Source organism: Streptomyces sp. SID13666, assembly GCF_010548325.1.
Lineage (GTDB): Bacteria > Actinomycetota > Actinomycetes > Streptomycetales > Streptomycetaceae > Actinacidiphila > Actinacidiphila fildesensis.
Genome location: NZ_JAAGLX010000001.1, coordinates 901,634 through 916,677 on the forward strand (window position 1 = coordinate 901,634; position 15,044 = coordinate 916,677).

At 68.5% G+C, this 15,044-nt stretch carries 14 protein-coding genes and 1 pseudogene; 10 read left to right on the forward strand and 5 right to left on the reverse strand.

The annotated features are described in order from the left end of the window. Positions 1–59: 59 nt before the first annotated feature. Both G3I60_RS04340 and G3I60_RS04345 read right to left on the reverse strand, forming a co-directional pair. Entirely contained in the window at positions 60–371 is a 312-nt protein-coding gene (locus G3I60_RS04340) for a hypothetical protein (protein ID WP_164292156.1), read from the reverse strand. A gap of 512 nt (positions 372–883) precedes the next feature. Next, positions 884–1,735, reverse strand: a complete 852-nt coding sequence (locus tag G3I60_RS04345) for a class I SAM-dependent methyltransferase (protein ID WP_343240740.1) — start codon at positions 1,733–1,735, stop codon at positions 884–886. Between the two features lie 465 nt (positions 1,736–2,200). On the opposite strand from G3I60_RS04345, the gene G3I60_RS04350 reads away from it, so the two are divergent. Beyond that, positions 2,201–2,953, forward strand: coding sequence for a hypothetical protein (locus G3I60_RS04350; RefSeq protein WP_203671969.1), 753 nt, complete (start codon positions 2,201–2,203; stop codon positions 2,951–2,953). A 164-nt stretch (positions 2,954–3,117) separates the two neighbouring features. Here G3I60_RS04350 and G3I60_RS04355 read toward each other — a convergent pair whose 3' ends face one another. After that, on the reverse strand, positions 3,118–3,939 hold the full coding sequence (locus tag G3I60_RS04355) for a class I SAM-dependent methyltransferase (protein ID WP_164292155.1): 822 nt from the start codon (positions 3,937–3,939) through the stop codon (positions 3,118–3,120). A gap of 82 nt (positions 3,940–4,021) precedes the next feature. On the opposite strand from G3I60_RS04355, the gene G3I60_RS04360 reads away from it, so the two are divergent. Continuing rightward, the gene (locus tag G3I60_RS04360; protein WP_164292154.1) at positions 4,022–4,225 is read left to right on the forward strand and encodes a hypothetical protein; all 204 of its coding nucleotides are present in this window, start codon (positions 4,022–4,024) and stop codon (positions 4,223–4,225) included. Further along, entirely contained in the window at positions 4,216–4,608 is a 393-nt protein-coding gene (locus tag G3I60_RS04365; RefSeq protein ID WP_164292153.1) for a hypothetical protein, read from the forward strand. The genes G3I60_RS04360 and G3I60_RS04365 overlap by 10 nt, the downstream gene beginning before the upstream one ends. Here G3I60_RS04365 and G3I60_RS04370 read toward each other — a convergent pair. Further along, positions 4,595–4,732 (reverse strand): annotated as a pseudogene (locus G3I60_RS04370) (protein phosphatase); the annotation flags it as partial. The gene G3I60_RS04365 and the pseudogene G3I60_RS04370 overlap by 14 nt on opposite strands. 792 nt (positions 4,733–5,524) lie before the next feature. Here G3I60_RS04370 and G3I60_RS46695 point away from each other — a divergent pair. The 7 genes from G3I60_RS46695 to G3I60_RS04405 all read left to right on the forward strand — a co-directional run bounded on the left by G3I60_RS46695 (position 5,525) and on the right by G3I60_RS04405 (position 13,586). Continuing rightward, complete coding sequence (locus G3I60_RS46695; protein ID WP_164292152.1) at positions 5,525–6,955, forward strand: polysaccharide deacetylase family protein; 1,431 nt, start codon at positions 5,525–5,527, stop codon at positions 6,953–6,955. Between the two features lie 1,328 nt (positions 6,956–8,283). Beyond that, positions 8,284–9,336, forward strand: a complete 1,053-nt coding sequence (locus tag G3I60_RS04380; RefSeq protein WP_164292151.1) for a hypothetical protein — start codon at positions 8,284–8,286, stop codon at positions 9,334–9,336. Between the two features lie 182 nt (positions 9,337–9,518). Continuing rightward, entirely contained in the window at positions 9,519–9,959 is a 441-nt protein-coding gene (locus G3I60_RS04385) for a hypothetical protein (RefSeq protein ID WP_138351650.1), read from the forward strand. Positions 9,960–10,265: 306 nt separating this feature from the next. Then, entirely contained in the window at positions 10,266–11,033 is a 768-nt protein-coding gene (locus G3I60_RS04390; protein ID WP_164292820.1) for a phosphotransferase, read from the forward strand. 207 nt (positions 11,034–11,240) lie between these two features. Then, the gene (locus G3I60_RS04395; RefSeq protein ID WP_239069471.1) at positions 11,241–11,699 is read left to right on the forward strand and encodes a MarR family winged helix-turn-helix transcriptional regulator; all 459 of its coding nucleotides are present in this window, start codon (positions 11,241–11,243) and stop codon (positions 11,697–11,699) included. A 26-nt stretch (positions 11,700–11,725) separates the two neighbouring features. Then, positions 11,726–13,180 carry an MFS transporter gene (locus G3I60_RS04400; RefSeq protein ID WP_164292150.1) on the forward strand — a complete coding sequence of 485 codons (1,455 nt, stop codon included), beginning with the start codon at positions 11,726–11,728 and terminating at the stop codon, positions 13,178–13,180. A gap of 112 nt (positions 13,181–13,292) precedes the next feature. After that, positions 13,293–13,586 (forward strand): DUF1330 domain-containing protein, encoded by a 294-nt coding sequence (locus G3I60_RS04405; protein ID WP_164292149.1) that lies wholly within the window; start codon positions 13,293–13,295, stop codon positions 13,584–13,586. A 416-nt stretch (positions 13,587–14,002) separates the two neighbouring features. On the opposite strand, the gene G3I60_RS04410 is transcribed toward G3I60_RS04405, so the two are convergent. Continuing rightward, the gene (locus G3I60_RS04410; RefSeq protein WP_164292148.1) at positions 14,003–14,899 is read right to left on the reverse strand and encodes an aminoglycoside phosphotransferase family protein; all 897 of its coding nucleotides are present in this window, start codon (positions 14,897–14,899) and stop codon (positions 14,003–14,005) included. Positions 14,900–15,044 lie beyond the last annotated feature (145 nt).

Below are 15,044 nucleotides of genomic sequence, written 5' to 3' on the forward strand. Positions count from 1 at the left end.
ATGCCACGGTTTCTCGCGGAACACCAGTCGTACGCCGTGCTACGCCGTGCGGCGATGAACTACTTCCGCCGGCCGGTCTCGGCCATGACCACAGCCCCCACGGAAACCACTGCGGCAGCCAGCGACACGAAGAAGATCCCTTCGAAGATCACGCTGTTCGCGCCCTCCACGGTGCCGTCCTCACGCGTGCATGAGTTCTCGAAGGGGAAACTGGCCGCGTGAAGGTCGTCGCAGTGATTCGCCAACTTGCCGTTGATCACATTGGCATGGACCCAGGACAGCCCCCACAGCACGAAGAAAACCCCGAAGAAGCCGCACAGGTCTCCCCACCGCCGGTTCGCTCGGGCCCTACCTGTACCGGCGCTCGTCACACAGCGCAGCGTACCGTGCCGCCCTCCCGTCGGTTCAAGGAAGTGCCGGCAGACCCCAGACGGCCAGACGACCAGCCCAGCACTGGCTCCGTAGGCACCTGTGAGGCCTCTTCGATACGAGCCCACACCGCGGTGCCGTGGAGCGACTCGCGCTACACCGGCCGGTGCCCCCAGGCACGGGAGGAGGCGGCGACGATGAACAAGCCTCGGCTGGACTCCTCGACGGGCCGCCCTTCCTGGGCGTCGGGAAGTCCCCGGGAGGGCCCCGGCAGGGGGAGTTGGCAGCTGCCGTTGGTGAAGGCCGTCCCTCTTCGCTGCTCGAGTGCGGTGGGTTTCTGAACCAGCCGTTGGCATGGCAACCGCGGAGGCGCTACCGGCTCTTTCACGGGCGCCGCGCCCCGGCCGCGCGGTGCCCGGCAACGCACGCCAGCGTGATGTCGCTGGTTCCTGGCCGGGACCCCACTCGTCAGGCCCCCCTTGGAATCGATTCATCCAGGGAACCGGGAGGCGCTCTACCGGCGGACCGCTGAGATCAGTCCGCCGGGCCGCTCCTCGCGCTGCGGCGGGGTACTGATCGGGCGGCCGTAGGCGGCAGCGCGCTCGCGCAGGGTGTGGCTGTCGGCCTCCCAGCCGTGCGCGGCCAGCCAGCCCACCGGGTCGTCGGGCATCTCCGAGACCCACATGGACGCCGCCGATCCCGGCGCGGCGTCCGCGCCGAAGCGCTCGATCACGCCGCGCGAGCCCAAGGTCAGCCCCATCCGACTGCCGGCCGCCGACTGCGTGCTGATCCGGGCCAGCAGTAGCTCCACGGCATCCTCGGGCAGATAGATCAGCAGCCCTTCGGCGATCCACGCGGTCGGCACGGCCGGTTCGTGCCCTGCGGCGGCCAGCGCGCCTGGCCAGTCCTCACGTAGATCCACCGCGACGGTGATCCGTTCGCAGCGTGCGACGGCCCGCTCCTGGCGCAGCACCGAGGCCTTGAAGTCCAGTGGTGCGGCGGTGTCGACCTCGAACAGCCGGGTGCCCTCGGGCCAGTCCATCCGGAAGGCTCGGCTGTCCATGCCGGCGCCGAGCAGCACGACCTGCCGGACGCCGGACGCGGAGGCTTGCTGCAACAGGTCGTCGAGGAACTTCGTCCTGATGACGATGGAGAACGACACGGCCAGTCGGCGGCGTCGCGCGGCCTCGTCATCGGACAGCGGCGGCGAGGAGGGCCACAAGGCGCCGGCGCTGGCGAAGGCCTGTGCCAGTGGGTCGCGGAACAGAGCGTTCTCCCGCTCGGTCTCCAGCGCCCGGACCCTGGCCACCCCCACCGCCGTGGCCCACACTCCCGACGGCTGCACCCGCTCCTGCTCATCAGTCACCACGCCAGCCTAGATGATCGATTCCAAGGAGCCCGATGAAGGGAGCCGGCTTCATACGCGGCCAGGCAGCCATGCGCGCACTGACCACCTGCGACCACTGAAAGGCACCATTTGGCGAAGATCAACAGTCACCCTGTGGACGCGGCCACACGAAGTGAGCCAGAGCCCGATCCCGTGGACAAAGCCAGGCTCTGTGAGATTCTCGAGAACCTCGCACAACGCCTGTGCGCCCGCCTCTTCTAGCCGCCTGGGAGAAGGTGTTGACGCGCGCCGCTTCCCGAGCCGAGGCTGACGTCGTCCGGTTGAATGGTGCGAATCGCTTTCGACGGTAGGTTCCCCTACGTCACCACGCCGGCTCGGACTGCCGCACGCCGAGTTGTGCAACGTGCTGCCTGTCGCTGGGGTTGTGCTGCGAGGACACCTGCGCCTCCTGCCGATCAGATAGGTCCGCCGTACGGGAGACCTATGCTGACCCAGGTGACGGGATTCCCAGGATTCGATGTGCTGTTGAGTCGGTTGGCGGAGAACCGTGGGCTGCCCGTTGCTGACCTGTCCCGCTTGTCCGCCGTCCCTGAGGCTGAGCTACGGGCGGTGTTGGAGGGTGCGGCACCTGGCCTGCCGTTGCTGCGACGGCTGTCCCCTGTCTTCCAGTTGGCGGCCGAGGACCTATGTGTCTTTGCCGCGGTGGCTTTGCCGTTGGAGATGACGCCCCTGGACCCTCGGGCCGGAATGGAGGTGGCGCGCCTGGCCCGGCACGCAGCCCGGTCGCCGAGGGATGGACGAGACCATTTGCGTCGGCTCGCGCAGCGGCTGCCACAGGAGCACCGTACCCAGCCGGTCCCGGAACCGCGCGCGCATCTGCAGTACCCGCCGGGTCCTGGCGCCTTGCTCATGCGCTTGCTCGCAAACCGGAACCTGGGGTGGCTGGCGGGGGCACAGACATTCCTGCACCTGACCGGCCGGTACTGGTCTGCGGCAACGTACGGGCAGGTCGGCCACGGCCTAATGGAACTGACACCCGATCTCCTGGCGGACTACGCCACCGTGCTCGGCATCCGCGCGGACGATCTAGCCGCACTGACCGGCGTGGACCCGCCAGACAGGACCGCGCCCCCGTCCGAGGTCGCTGCCGATGTGACTGGCCTCATGTGGGACGTCCGCCGCCTGACATTGGACCAGATTGAGCAGCTACGCGATACCGCGGAGAGCATGCGTTGAACCGATGGGTTGCAGCCCGGGCTGCTGCAAGAGGCCCCGGGGCAGCACCGGACGACCACGCGCTGGGACGTTCCCGCGCCGGGCTGATCACCTGGCCCAAGGAATACGCCGGGTCGGAATACACCCCATCGTTTCGCGCACGCGGTGATCAGCGGTCAGGACCGTCACACGTTCCCGATGGTGACGACGTGCGCCTGGATTTTGCCGTCGACCGGGCCCGGGCCGCATCGTTTCGCGATCGCCGCGGCGCACGCCGCAGTTGCCTCGGCAAGGTCTGCGCCGGTGCGCTCCTCGATCTCGGCACGCAACGGTGTCCCCTGGCAGTACGCGGTTGCCGGCACCTGCGCCGACGCCGCGCGGCTGCGCGCGGTGATCGTCTCGTGGCGCGGTGCGGCGGTGAAGCCCGCACGTGCCAGGTCGGCGGAGATGGCGTTCAGATCGGAGTGTCCGTGTGGTGTGCGTGCCAGGAAGCGCGGAGGGCAGTCCGGATACACGCCGGCGAGTGTGTTGGTGACGATGTCCGCGAACTCGTTCTCCTCGATGCGATCCCACACGTTGAACAATAGGGTTCCGCCGGGACGCAACACGCGTCGCGCCTCGGCGAATGCGCGGCTCTTGTCCGGGAAGAACATCACGCCGAACTGGCAGAAGACCACATCGAAGCTCGCGGCCGCGAAGGGCAACCGCATGGCGTCGGCCTGCTGCCACCGCACCGGTCGCATGGCGCCGACGGCCTCGGCATGATCGAGCATCGCCTGGTTCAGATCGGTTGCCACCAATTCCACAGAGCCGGGCAGCGCTCGTGCCGCCGCGCGCGTGACGACGCCCGTGCCGGCAGCGATCTCCAGAACCTGGGCCGGAACAAGATCCGCCACGCGGCGGGCGAGGTCCTCGGCGTAAGGCTCAAAGATCAGCGGCACGAGGTGGTCGTCGTAGAACTCGGGAATCGAGCCTGCGAACACCGCATCGGAACCGGGCCCGTCCACAAGGTCTCCGTTCTGCCGAAACCCCTCTCGATCATACGACGGTTCACCGCCCCAAGGCCGCCCCGCGCGATCCGGCTGATTCGTGTCTCCGAAAATCCGGCACCCGAAGGCAGAGGTACTGAAGCGACGCGGCGCCACACAGGTGCTGGGCATCTGGGCCAACCGCACTGACCCGGACGGTAAGACGTACGTCTTCGGCTACGACGTCGACGGCCGACAGCCCACCGTCACCACCCAGGCCGCCGGCCGTGCGCGCGGCGGCGATGGCTGTTCTGGATGTACGTGAATACCTACGGCCGGTTCGAGTTGGACATGAACAGGCGTCTGGAGCTGGACGCCCGCGTGCCGGGCGCTGGTTGCTCCTGCGGGTTCGGTGAGGCCGTCCGGGGAGGGGTTGGTGAGCTGCACGCCTTGACCCCACGCGGCAAGCAGACGCATCCGCTGCTCGGCTCCACGGTTGATCAACAGGCCTTTGCCGGGTCGTTGCGCTGTTCGGTGTGTTCGTATCCGGCTTCCCGCAGCAGCTCGTGGTCGTTTTTTCCAGTTCAGGTGACGGTCTTCGGTTTGGGGCCGGCACTTTCCCCCGGCTGCTGTGGTTCGGCCGGTTCGACGGTCTCGACCTCGGTCGTCTTGGCCCTGGTCGGTGGTGTGGTGATCAGAGTCGGATGATCAGGAGGGCGGTGTCGTCGGTGGCGCCGCCGGGTGGGAGGAGGTCGAGGAGGATGGCGTCGGCGAGGGTGTCGCCTTCGCAGAAGCCGGTGACGGCCTGGGGGCGTGGGGCGTGTTCCGGGCGGGTGGCGTAGTCGGTCGTTGACGACGGGGCCTGGACCCGGTGAGCTGGGCCGGCAGCACTGCCTGAGACGGCCCTGCGTGGGCGGTGCGACGGACGCACGTGCGGTGCGGTGCGCGTGAGTAGGCCCCTTCGGCGACCGTGACGAACGGTGGCGTGTGCACCGCACCGGGCACCCCCCACCCTGTCCGCCGGTGCGGCCGTCACGGATTGCGTTGACCTGGCTGCTCTATGCACGGTCGGCGGACATGCTCCGTGATCCTATGAATGAGAACTGACATTTGATACGCGAAAGCGGTTCGGTGGCGGTGGCGGTGGTGGTGACGCCTTTTGCTCGGTAATGGCGTGATGGGAATCCCCCCACCCGACAGCTTGGGTACTACATTAATCAGGTGACGGGCGGCGGTAGCGGGCGTCCCGGCTGAGGACCAGGGTGCGGCGCCCCGGACGACGGCCGGGCCCAGGCGACACCACCGCGTCGCCGGGGAAGGGGCGGGAAGGTAGGCGAATTTTGATCTTTCTGGGTCCAGTGCGCCTGCAGTAGCGCCGCACTAGCTATTCCGGAGTCAGTACCGGTGATTGTTCCCGAGCACGGTCGGCGTTCGAGCGAAACCCGAGGCGGCGGTCGGCCGCCCGTACGGATGACAAGCCACGCTCCTACGGTCCGGACGTGCCGCGCCCGTCGGATCCGAGAGAGCAGCGCCTGGGCGCCCGGCTCCGGGCGGCCGGGCGCTTCCCCGAGAGGTGATTGGGATGCGGACTGGCACGGGTGTCATAGCTCTTGCGCTGGCAGCGGTGTTCGCAGTACCCACAGCGGTCGGCATGGACCCCGGCGCGGCGTCGCGGGGGACGACCGGCAGACTGAAGGTGAGTGCGCAGGCGGCAGTTGCTACGACCGCGACCCGTCCACTGATCGTGCGGGGCAACACCTGGTATGTGCGTGATTCGCTGAGCAGCGACCCCGCCACCACGACGTTCAGCTACGGCACTTCCGGGGACCTGCCGATGTCAGGTGACTGGGACGGCAACGGCACTCTGACACCGGGCGTGGTGGCCGGCAACACCTGGTACTTGCGCAACAGCAACACCAGCGGCATAGCCGACATCACGCTCACCTATGGCAGTCGCGGGGACATACCGATCGTCGGTGATTGGGACGGCAACGGCTCCTTCACTCCGGGCGTGGTGCGGGGCGACACCTGGTACCTGAGGAACAGCAACACCAGCGGTGTGGCCGACATCGCGCTCACCTACGGCAGTGCGGACGACCGCCCGGTGGCCGGTGACTGGGACGGCAACGGCACGTTCACTCCGGGTGTGGTGCGGGGCGACACCTGGTACCTGAGGAACAGCAACACCAGCGGTATAGCGAACACCACCCTCACCTACGGCAGCGCGGGCGACCGCCCCGTGGCCGGTGACTGGGACGGCAACGGCACGTTCACCCCAGGCGTGATGCGCGGCGCCAACTGGTACCTGCGCAACAGCAACACCAGCGGCGTGGCGAACGTGACGTTCGCTTTCGGCAACGCCTGCGACATCGGCCTGTCCACCGCCTCCGCCCTCGTCCGCGAGCGCGGCGGCCGCCCGTTTGCCGCGTCGCTCGCGGGACGGCACATGACCGTGCTGCCGACCGGAGCCAAGGTGGTTGCACTGACCTTCGACGCCGGGGCCAACGGCGCCGGCCTGCCCAAGATCCTCAACGCCCTGCAGAACGCCTGCGCGCCGGCAACGTTCTTCCTGACCGGGACGTGGACCAACGCCTTCCCCCAGGACACCCGGCTGCTCCGGCTGCGCTACCCGACCGGCAACCACTCCTTCTCCCACCCCGACCTGACGACCCTCAGCGACGCCGCCGTACGCGATCAGATCCTGCGCAACCAGGTCGCCGTCCAAGCCGGCGCCTCCTACGATCCGCGGCCGATGTTCCGCTTCCCCTTCGGCGCCAGCGACGCGCGGACCCTCTCCATCGTCAACGCCCTCGGTTACGCATCGATCAACTGGACCGTCGACACGCTCGGTTGGAAGGGCACCTCCGGCGGCCAGAGCGTGTCCACCGTCGTGAACAGGGTGCTGGCCAACCTGCGGCCCGGCGAGATCGTGCTCATGCACGTGGGCTCCAACCCGGACGACGGCAGCACCCTGGACGCGGACGCACTGCCCACGGTCCTCTCCGCTCTGAGCGCCCGCGGCTACTCCCTCGTCACGGTGGCCCAGTTCACGTGAGGGACCGGGGCGGGACCTTCAACGGCCCGACGCGCTGATCACTGCGGCAGAAGGTTGTCCTGGAGCCTTGCGGACCAGGAGACCGACCGCCTCCTCACGGCCCGCTCGGCCGGGACCAGAGTGATCGTCGGGCGGCCAGCCGGGCCGCCCGACGCAAGACGGCCTCTGCAGGGACGTGTTCCATGGCAAGGCTTGGTCGTTCGGGCCGTCGTCGGCAATACGTGCAATGAGGATCATCGCAGACGCCTTCACACCACCGGTCGCACACCACGCACAGCGCTGCGTCATACCGTTCGCAGTACTCCTGCCTGGTGCCGCACCGCTGGCATGATCCGGACTCCGGCCGGACGGCGGAGGGGCGCTTACGTGGCATCCCCCTGTACGAGGTTCAGCATCTCCGCATCCACCATGGCTGAGACGGATCGCCATAGGAGTCCACGATCGTGCGGGAACGGTAGAACTCGTCAAGCGGATGCACGCGTCGCCGGAGCTCCCGCGACGATCCTGGCGGAAGTCCGCACAGCGCCTGCTCCAGCAACTCCCGTGGATGAGGGTCAGAGGGGCAGCACGCCTCAACTCCGCAGCCACGGAGCTGAGGATCTGTCAGCCCACGGGCCGGCCCGTGAACGGTGCCGATCCATCGCGTCACCGCATCGGCGATGGCCCCCGGCCACAGGTGTGAATCCTCGAACGTGGCAATCTCGCTCTGTGTGCGTGCCGAGACCCCAGAAACGGTCTTCCTGCCATGCTCCGGGCGGAGCCTGCGCGACAGCTTGGCGCGCACCTGGCCTGGCGGTCTACGCGCCATCGGCCTTTCGTCGGTTCGTCATGGACGACATCCTTACAGAGGGAAGCCATTCCGATCAATGCAGTTCGACTTCGATCCCCCTTCGGGGAACGTGAACCCACGGCCTTTCGCCATCTCCCCTGGACGGTGCTTCACGGAGGCTGTGCTGGCGGAGATCATCTGTTCCTGGCGTGCGCTATGCCTCGACTTCCGGCTCCCGATCGGGGAACGCGCGCAGCCTCAACTGTGGCGCCCGGTGGTCGGCTTGTATCACCCATCTGGATCGTCCGCCAGAATTCCCTTCCCATCGCGCCTTCTGGGCATCGTGCGAGTGACTGCTGCTGATGACCAGATGGCTCACGCTCTACTGTGCTGCGGCCACGAAAGACGTCACATCGGCAGCTGCCTCCGCGCCATTGCACGGTGGGGCCCCGGTGGGCACGGGAAGGAGGTGTCGCGTACAACTTTCCTTGGCCATGGGGTGTCTTGCAGTGAACACACGGCCGCGTGGGCCCTGTGGTCAACGGGCAAGGGAGTTCCGATGGGACGGCGTACACAAGCATTTCTGGCCGGGTGCGGGCTGGCAGTGCTGTTGCTGGCGGCCGGTCCGGCGGTCGAGGCGCGGGCGGCTGCCGACCCGGTGGACGCCACGGTCAGTCTGCAGTTCTACAACCCGCAGGTTGCGCCCGGCCGGCAGTTCGATCTGGGCGTTTTCGGCCACCTGAAGTCAGGCACGTTGGACACATACCGCACCTTGGTGCACCTGCCGAAAGGCATGACTCTCGTCCCCAACGCGGACCGGAACTGCAAGGCGACGTCGGCGAACCAGCGAGAGATCGCCTGCACTCCCGGTGCGCCGGGAGCGACCATCCAGGTGGCGGACGATGTGCCGGTCGGCACCGAGCTGACGATCACCGCGTCGGCCGACATCGGCGACGCGGTCGACAGCCATCCGGAGGACAACACCGCCCGGCAGGTGGTGCTGGTCAAGCCGGGCGCCGACTGGAGCGTCAAGTGGACCGGGCCCACCGCCCCGGTGCAGCCCGGCAGCACACCGGTGACCACCAAGCTGGTCGTCACCAACCACGGCGCGGAGGCCGGCGTCCCGTACATCATCACCAGCGGCCCGTCCGACTACCCGGCACAGATGGAGCTCGACGGGAAACAGGACAAGAGCTGCGGCACCGCCACCGAGGGCCACGGCCTGATGTGTACCCCCAAGACATCGGTACCGCCTGGCGGATCGATCACCTTCACCTTCCGCTTCACTGTCTTCCCCGCGGCACTCGGCAAGGAACAACGCCGGGAGGCACGCGTCACCTCCGACCGTGCGCCGTCGGAGCAGGACATCAACGACAACAGCACGGCGCTGGTGGTCCACGTCTCCGACAAGGCCGCGCAGCCGACCGCCAAGCCGACCACCTCGGCCCCCAACCCGGCCCCCGGCGGCACCACGCCTGCCACCCCGCCCGGCGACCAGCTCGCGGACACCGGAGCGGCCGACCCCGGACCCGCGCTCCTCGCAGCAGGAGCGGTCGCGGCAGTGGGCGGCGGCCTGCTGGTGGCCACGCGCGGCAGGCGCCGCAGCCACTGACGTCGGCACCAGCACCGGCGCCGACACTCGACAGCCGCTGCTGAGATCAGAAATGTGTGGGGGGACGGCGTCTCAACACGAGACGCCGTCAACGGTGAGGATGGAGACGGTCGAGAGAGTGCTGAAGCGCGCTGGCGCGCCCTGGTGTGTGGGGTGGGGGCTGGGCAGGCTAGTTTGCTGGGGTGAGTCTTCTTGATGATGTGGCTGAGCGCGATGGCTGGCGCTGCTGGGTATGTGACGAACCGGTCGATCCCGACGAGTCGGTGAACGACCCGCGGGGGCCGAGTGTCGACAGCCGGACTGCCGACCGGAAGGCCAAGGTCGCCGAGCGGCTCGCGCACCGCGGGTGCAACAGCCGCAAGGGCGCGGTCAAGGTGGTCATCGCCTGGCCGGAGCGCCTGTATGTGGTCGAGCCCGCGCCGCTGATCACCGTTGCCGGGAGGCTGGAGCGCAAGGGCGGCCGCGAGATGGTAGGTCGTTGTCCGACCAAGCGGGACGCCCAGGAGGCGGCGGATTGGCTGGTGGACCGGTTTTCCCGACTGGTGCCGGGGCTGCCGGTGACCGCCGACATCGAGGCGGGCGGCGGTCAGTTCCTCGTCGTGCTGGCCGCCGGCCGCCGCTGACCGGGTCTCACCGGCGCACCCGCGCCACCAGCTGAACCGACGCCCACGTCGCGTCGGCCAGTTGCCGCGCGGCGCAGGGCACGATGACGGGTCGCCGGAGCGCTCGGCTGCCTGGACCGCGCGGTGCCCGGCACCGCACGCCGGCTGCGGTGCAGACGGTAACCGCCGCCCGAGTGGGTGCCCAAGGTGTCCCTGTGACTCGTCTGTCCTCGTGGTGTTGCTTCGAGGAGCGACCGCCTGGGACAGCGAGGTCGCCGTTGGGAATGGGGTGGGGGAGTGGCGGACAGCGAAGCGCTGATCGGTGGCATGGCGAACGCGGGCGCGGTTTTCCGCCGGGGTGCGCTGGTTGAACGGCCCGCGCCACGGAATGCGCAGGCCATTCACGCCTACCTCATTGCGTTGAGGGAACGCGGGTTCGACGGTGGTCCGATGCCGATCAGCCTCATCCCCGAGGGCCGTGAGGAGCTGACCTTCGTCCCCGGCGACGTTGCCTTGCCGCCGTTTCCGCGATGGGTCATGACGGCAACCGCCCTGAGATCGGTTGGTGGTCTGCTCCGACGCCTGCACGAGGCGAGCGCGCTGGTGCCGTTGGACGCCACGGCCGACTGGGCTCGGGACCTGGCCGACCGGCTGGGCGGCACCATGCTGTGCCACAACGACGTATGCCCGGAGAACGTCGTCTTCCGCGACGGCAGAGCCGTCGCACTGATCGATTTCGACTTGGCCGCTCCGGGCCGGCCTGTCTGGGACGTTGCGATGACCGCGCGCTACTGGGTCCCGACGCTGGATCCCACCTCCGCTGCCCTCAACTATCCCGACGGCCTGGATGCACCAGCGCGGCTGCGGCTGCTGGCTGACGGCTACGGAATGTCTCCCCACGACCGAGCCGAGCTGCCCGGAGTGATCGAAGAGGCGACCGAGGTGGCCCGGGCCTTCGTCGCCGGCCGCGTCTCTGACGGTGACCCCGTCTACCTTCACGCACTGGCCGAGCACGGCGGTTGGGAACGCTGGGACCGCCTCCAGACCTGGCTCGCGGCCCAGCGGGAAAGGTTCACGGCGGCGTTGCTGGCCTGAACTGTCGGCGTACACCCGTATCTGGCACTGGCAAGATTTTCGTAGCGAAGATCGTCTTTGCGCCGTCGCCAACCACACCGAGGGGAGCACGCCAGCCGTGGCAGACATCAGAGTCACCCTTGACGCGAACGCGTTGTGAGTCGAGTATCGCCGAAACCCGATCGGGATATGTATAAAGGATTCATATAAATCTGCTATGCTTCAGGCATGAGTCACCGAGACGCCGCGCACGGCGCTTCCGATGCCATCGGGTCAGCCCTCTACGGTCTGGCCACCAGGGCAGTGAGACGCCTTCCCCGCGACATGAGCCTGACGTCCGCCGCCACCTTGGCCACCCTGGACAAGACCGGCCCGCGACGGATCACCGATCTGGCGGTGGCCGAGGGCGTCACCCAGCCCGCGATGACCGTCCTGGTCCGGGTGATGGAGGAATCCGGGCTGGTCGAGCGGAAGGGCGATCCGTCCGACAAGCGGGTCACGCTGGTGTGCCTGACCGAGGCCGGCGCGTCGTACGTCCGGACGCGACGCCAGGCGGGCGTCGACGCGTACGCGCGGTTGGTCGACGAACTCACCGGTGACGAGGTCGAGGCCTTGGCAGCAGCCCTTCCGGCGCTGCTGCATCTGGCCGAGCTCGAAAGCTACGCCCGAGAGGAGTCGGACCGGTGACCGAGGCTCAGGCTCATGACCAGCCCATGAGCACTGCCCTGATACGTTCCGAGGCACGTCTGCTGGTCCCCGCCCTGGTGTTCATCGCCCTGGTCGTGGCGGCGGTCGCCAGCCTCGGGACGCCGCTCATCACCAGCGTGGCGACCACGTTCCACGTCTCCCTCGACAGCGCGCAGTGGACGCTGACCATCGCCCTGCTCAGCGGCGCCGTCGCCACACCCGTCCTCGGCCGGCTCGGCGCCGGTCCGCACCGGCGGGCCACGATTCTCGCCACGCTGGCGATCGTCGTCGTCGGCAGCGCGCTCACCGTGCTGCCGCTGCCGTTCGCCTGGCTGCTCGTGGGCAGAGCGGCCCAAGGCGTCGGACTCGGTCTCACGGCGCTGATGATGGGCGTGGCCCGCGACCATCTTCCCGAGGAACGCAGCGCGGCCACGATCGCCCTGATCTCAGTGGTCTCCATCATCGGAGCCGGCGTCGGCTACCCGCTGGCCGCGCTGCTCGCCGAGTTCGGCGGACTGCGGGCCGCCTACGGCCTCGGCCTGCTCGTCACCGCCATCGCCTTCGTGACCGCGTGGCGCTCCATGCCCGCAGCTCCCGAAGGCCGCTCCGCTCACGTGAACGTGGCCGGTGCGCTCGTCCTGGCGGGTGGACTGCTCCTCGTCCTGTTCCTGGCCGGCGAGAGGAGCCTGTGGAGCCGACACCTCGCCGTGGCGGTGACCCTTGCCGTCGCCGCCGTACTCCTGCTCTGCGTCTGGACCGTTTCCGAACTGCGAACCAAGACGCCCCTGGTCGACGTCCGGGCGGTACGGCACCCGGCGGTCGCCGGGGCGAACATCGTCATGTTCGTCGGCGGGAGCGGCATGTACCTCCTGCTCACGCTCATCACCCGCTACGCGCAGACGCCGCACAGCGCCGGCTACGGCTTCGGACTGACCACCTTCGTGGCGGGGCTGGTCCTCATCCCGTTCTCCGTGCTGGGGTTCGTCGCCGGCAAGCTCACGCCGCGGGTCCGCGAACGGATCGACGGCCCCCTGCTCCTGGCCGGCAGCGCCGCCATCGTCGGCGGCGGGTTCGTCCTGTTCGCCACCGTCCGGTCCAACCTGGCCGAACTGCTCGCGGCCATGGGCGTGCTGGGCTTCGGCGTCGGCAGCTTCTCGGCCGCCATGCCCGGCGTCATCCTGGCCGTCACCCCCACGAGCGAGACGTCGAGCGCCATGAGCTTCAACTACGTCGTCCGCAGCGTCGGGTACTCCCTGGGCAGCGCCATCGGCGGTCTGGTCCTGGCCGCCGGCACCGCCACGGGCCGCCTCTTCCCGAACGACGACGCCTACACGACCGCGGCGCTGGTCGGCGTCGCCGCGATGGCGATCACGACGATGGCCAGCCTCGCCCTCGCCCGCCGACGCTCACCCGAGACCAATCCGATCACAGCCCCAGTCGGTGCTCCCAGCCTGGGCCGGTCTCGTCGAACCGGAAGCTGAGGATCGAAGCCGTCCGACTTCGACGCCGTCTCCGTCGGCTCGCTGACCCACAGCGCCCCGGCCATGGATCTGAGCATGCTTCCGGTCATCAATTCCGAACACAGGAGGTACCGTGGCCAAGGGCTACTGGGTCAGCGTCTACCGCACCATCGCAGACCCTGAGAGGCTTGCTGCCTACGACAAGTTGGCCGGTCCGGCCGTCAGGGCCGCGGGCGGGCGGCTGCTCTCCCGCGGCAGCCGGGTCGTCGCACACGACGCCGGAATCACCGAGCGCACCATCCTGATCGAGTTCGACAGCTTCGAACAGGCGGTCGCCGCACGCGCGAGTGCGGCCTACCAGGAGGCGCTGACCGTACTTGCTGACGGCGTCGAGCGCGACTTCCGCATCATCGAAGGCCTCGACTGACGATCGAGGCTGCGTCGGCGACGGACAAGAAGCCGACTGCGGGGATCGCCCCGGCTCGTGAGGGTGGCATCGTGGGTGTCGAGCATGGCGGCGAACTCGCGGACCAGGTCGTGGGTGCGCTTGAGCTCCGGGCAGTGTTCGAGCGGCCGGCGCAGACGCTCGGCGGTCTGCGGGCCGTGCCGGTCGGGGGCGGTGATGATCCAGCGTGCGGCTTCGCGTGGGGACGGCGGTCGTTCGCGGGCGCGTCCAGGGGTAGGCCACGCCTGAGGGGTGCGAGAGCCATCTTCACGCGCTGGTAGTGCCTCAGGTAGCCCTTGCCGACGAGTTCCTGGTGGAGGATCTTGGCGTTGTGTTCGCCCTCGTCCCAGCGTTGCTGCAGGTAGTCAAGATCGAGAACAAGTTCAAAGAAGCGCACATCAAACACCCTCCAGAACGCGATCAAGTGCCGCCCGGCCTGCAGGTCCCCAATTCGGCTTGCCACCGGGAATGCCCCGATCTCCGTTCTGCCCCATGACCATCAGGAAGAGGCTCTTCAAAGCGGCCAGCCCGCGGGCGCGCCGGATCGCCGCCTCGTCTGCATGCGCGTACATGTCGAAGAACCGTGAGGCCGTGCCCGCGGGCAGCAGCACCCATGCGGCGGCGAGGTCCCACGCCGGATCCCCGGCGAACATGTCACCGAAATCGACGATGCCCGAGAGTGTTCCGTCCGAGACGACGACGTTCGCGGGATGCAGGTCGCCGTGCACCCACACCGGCGGGCCCTCCCACGCGTCGGCGGCAACGGCGTCTTCCCAGACTGCCCGGACGTCGGCAGTGATGTCGTCGGGGGCAACGGCCTGGAAGAAGTTCTCGAAGCCCTCCGTACAGTTCCTGGGATGGGCACTGCGGTCCGTAGCGATCGGCGCCTCGGCGGGCGCCTCCACATGGAGCGCCCGGAGGAAACCCGCCAGCGTGTCGGCCGCGTGATCGCCGCGGCTGATCGAGCCGTGGTCCAGCGGCTCGCCGGGTACCCACGTCATCACCGTCCAGTGCTTGGGGAAGCGCTCGGACGGTTCGCCGAACCGCACCGGGATCGGCACCGGGAGCGGCAGGCGCGGGGCCAGCACGGGGAGCCACCGTCGCTCCTTGAGCTGGAGCTCCGGGGTGGGGTCCATGCGCTGCATGCGCACGGCCAACTCGTTTCCGAGGCGCCACATTTGGTTGCCCCAGCCGCCCGCCACCTCGCGGACGGCCAGCCCTGCAAGGTCTGGATGTTGCTCCTGCAGCAGGTCGCGGACCAGGTCGGCGGTGATCTCGATCTCGGCGTCGGTCATGCGAAGTCACAGTACTGAGGCGGCAGGCGGAGGGGCTCTCGCTCCTGAACATTTCGTTGTGATTCCTCTGGCATCACCGATTTGGTTTCAGAGAGCGGCAGATCAGAGGCTTTGGGACGAACCGACCCCCAAGTTCAGAGAAAGG

What these genes read in the sequence shown, in the direction of transcription:
- G3I60_RS04410 (WP_164292148.1), bottom strand. Translation starts at nt 14,899, where the DNA reads ATGACCGACGCCGAGATCGAGATCACCGCCGACCTGGTCCGCGACCTG.
- G3I60_RS04395 (WP_239069471.1), top strand. Translation starts at nt 11,241, where the DNA reads ATGAGTCACCGAGACGCCGCGCACGGCGCTTCCGATGCCATCGGGTCA.
- G3I60_RS04380 (WP_164292151.1), top strand. Translation starts at nt 8,284, where the DNA reads ATGGGACGGCGTACACAAGCATTTCTGGCCGGGTGCGGGCTGGCAGTG.
- G3I60_RS04400 (WP_164292150.1), top strand. Translation starts at nt 11,726, where the DNA reads ATGAGCACTGCCCTGATACGTTCCGAGGCACGTCTGCTGGTCCCCGCC.
- G3I60_RS04350 (WP_203671969.1), top strand. Translation starts at nt 2,201, where the DNA reads ATGCTGACCCAGGTGACGGGATTCCCAGGATTCGATGTGCTGTTGAGT.
- G3I60_RS04390 (WP_164292820.1), top strand. Translation starts at nt 10,266, where the DNA reads ATGGCGAACGCGGGCGCGGTTTTCCGCCGGGGTGCGCTGGTTGAACGG.
- G3I60_RS04365 (WP_164292153.1), top strand. Translation starts at nt 4,216, where the DNA reads ATGTACGTGAATACCTACGGCCGGTTCGAGTTGGACATGAACAGGCGT.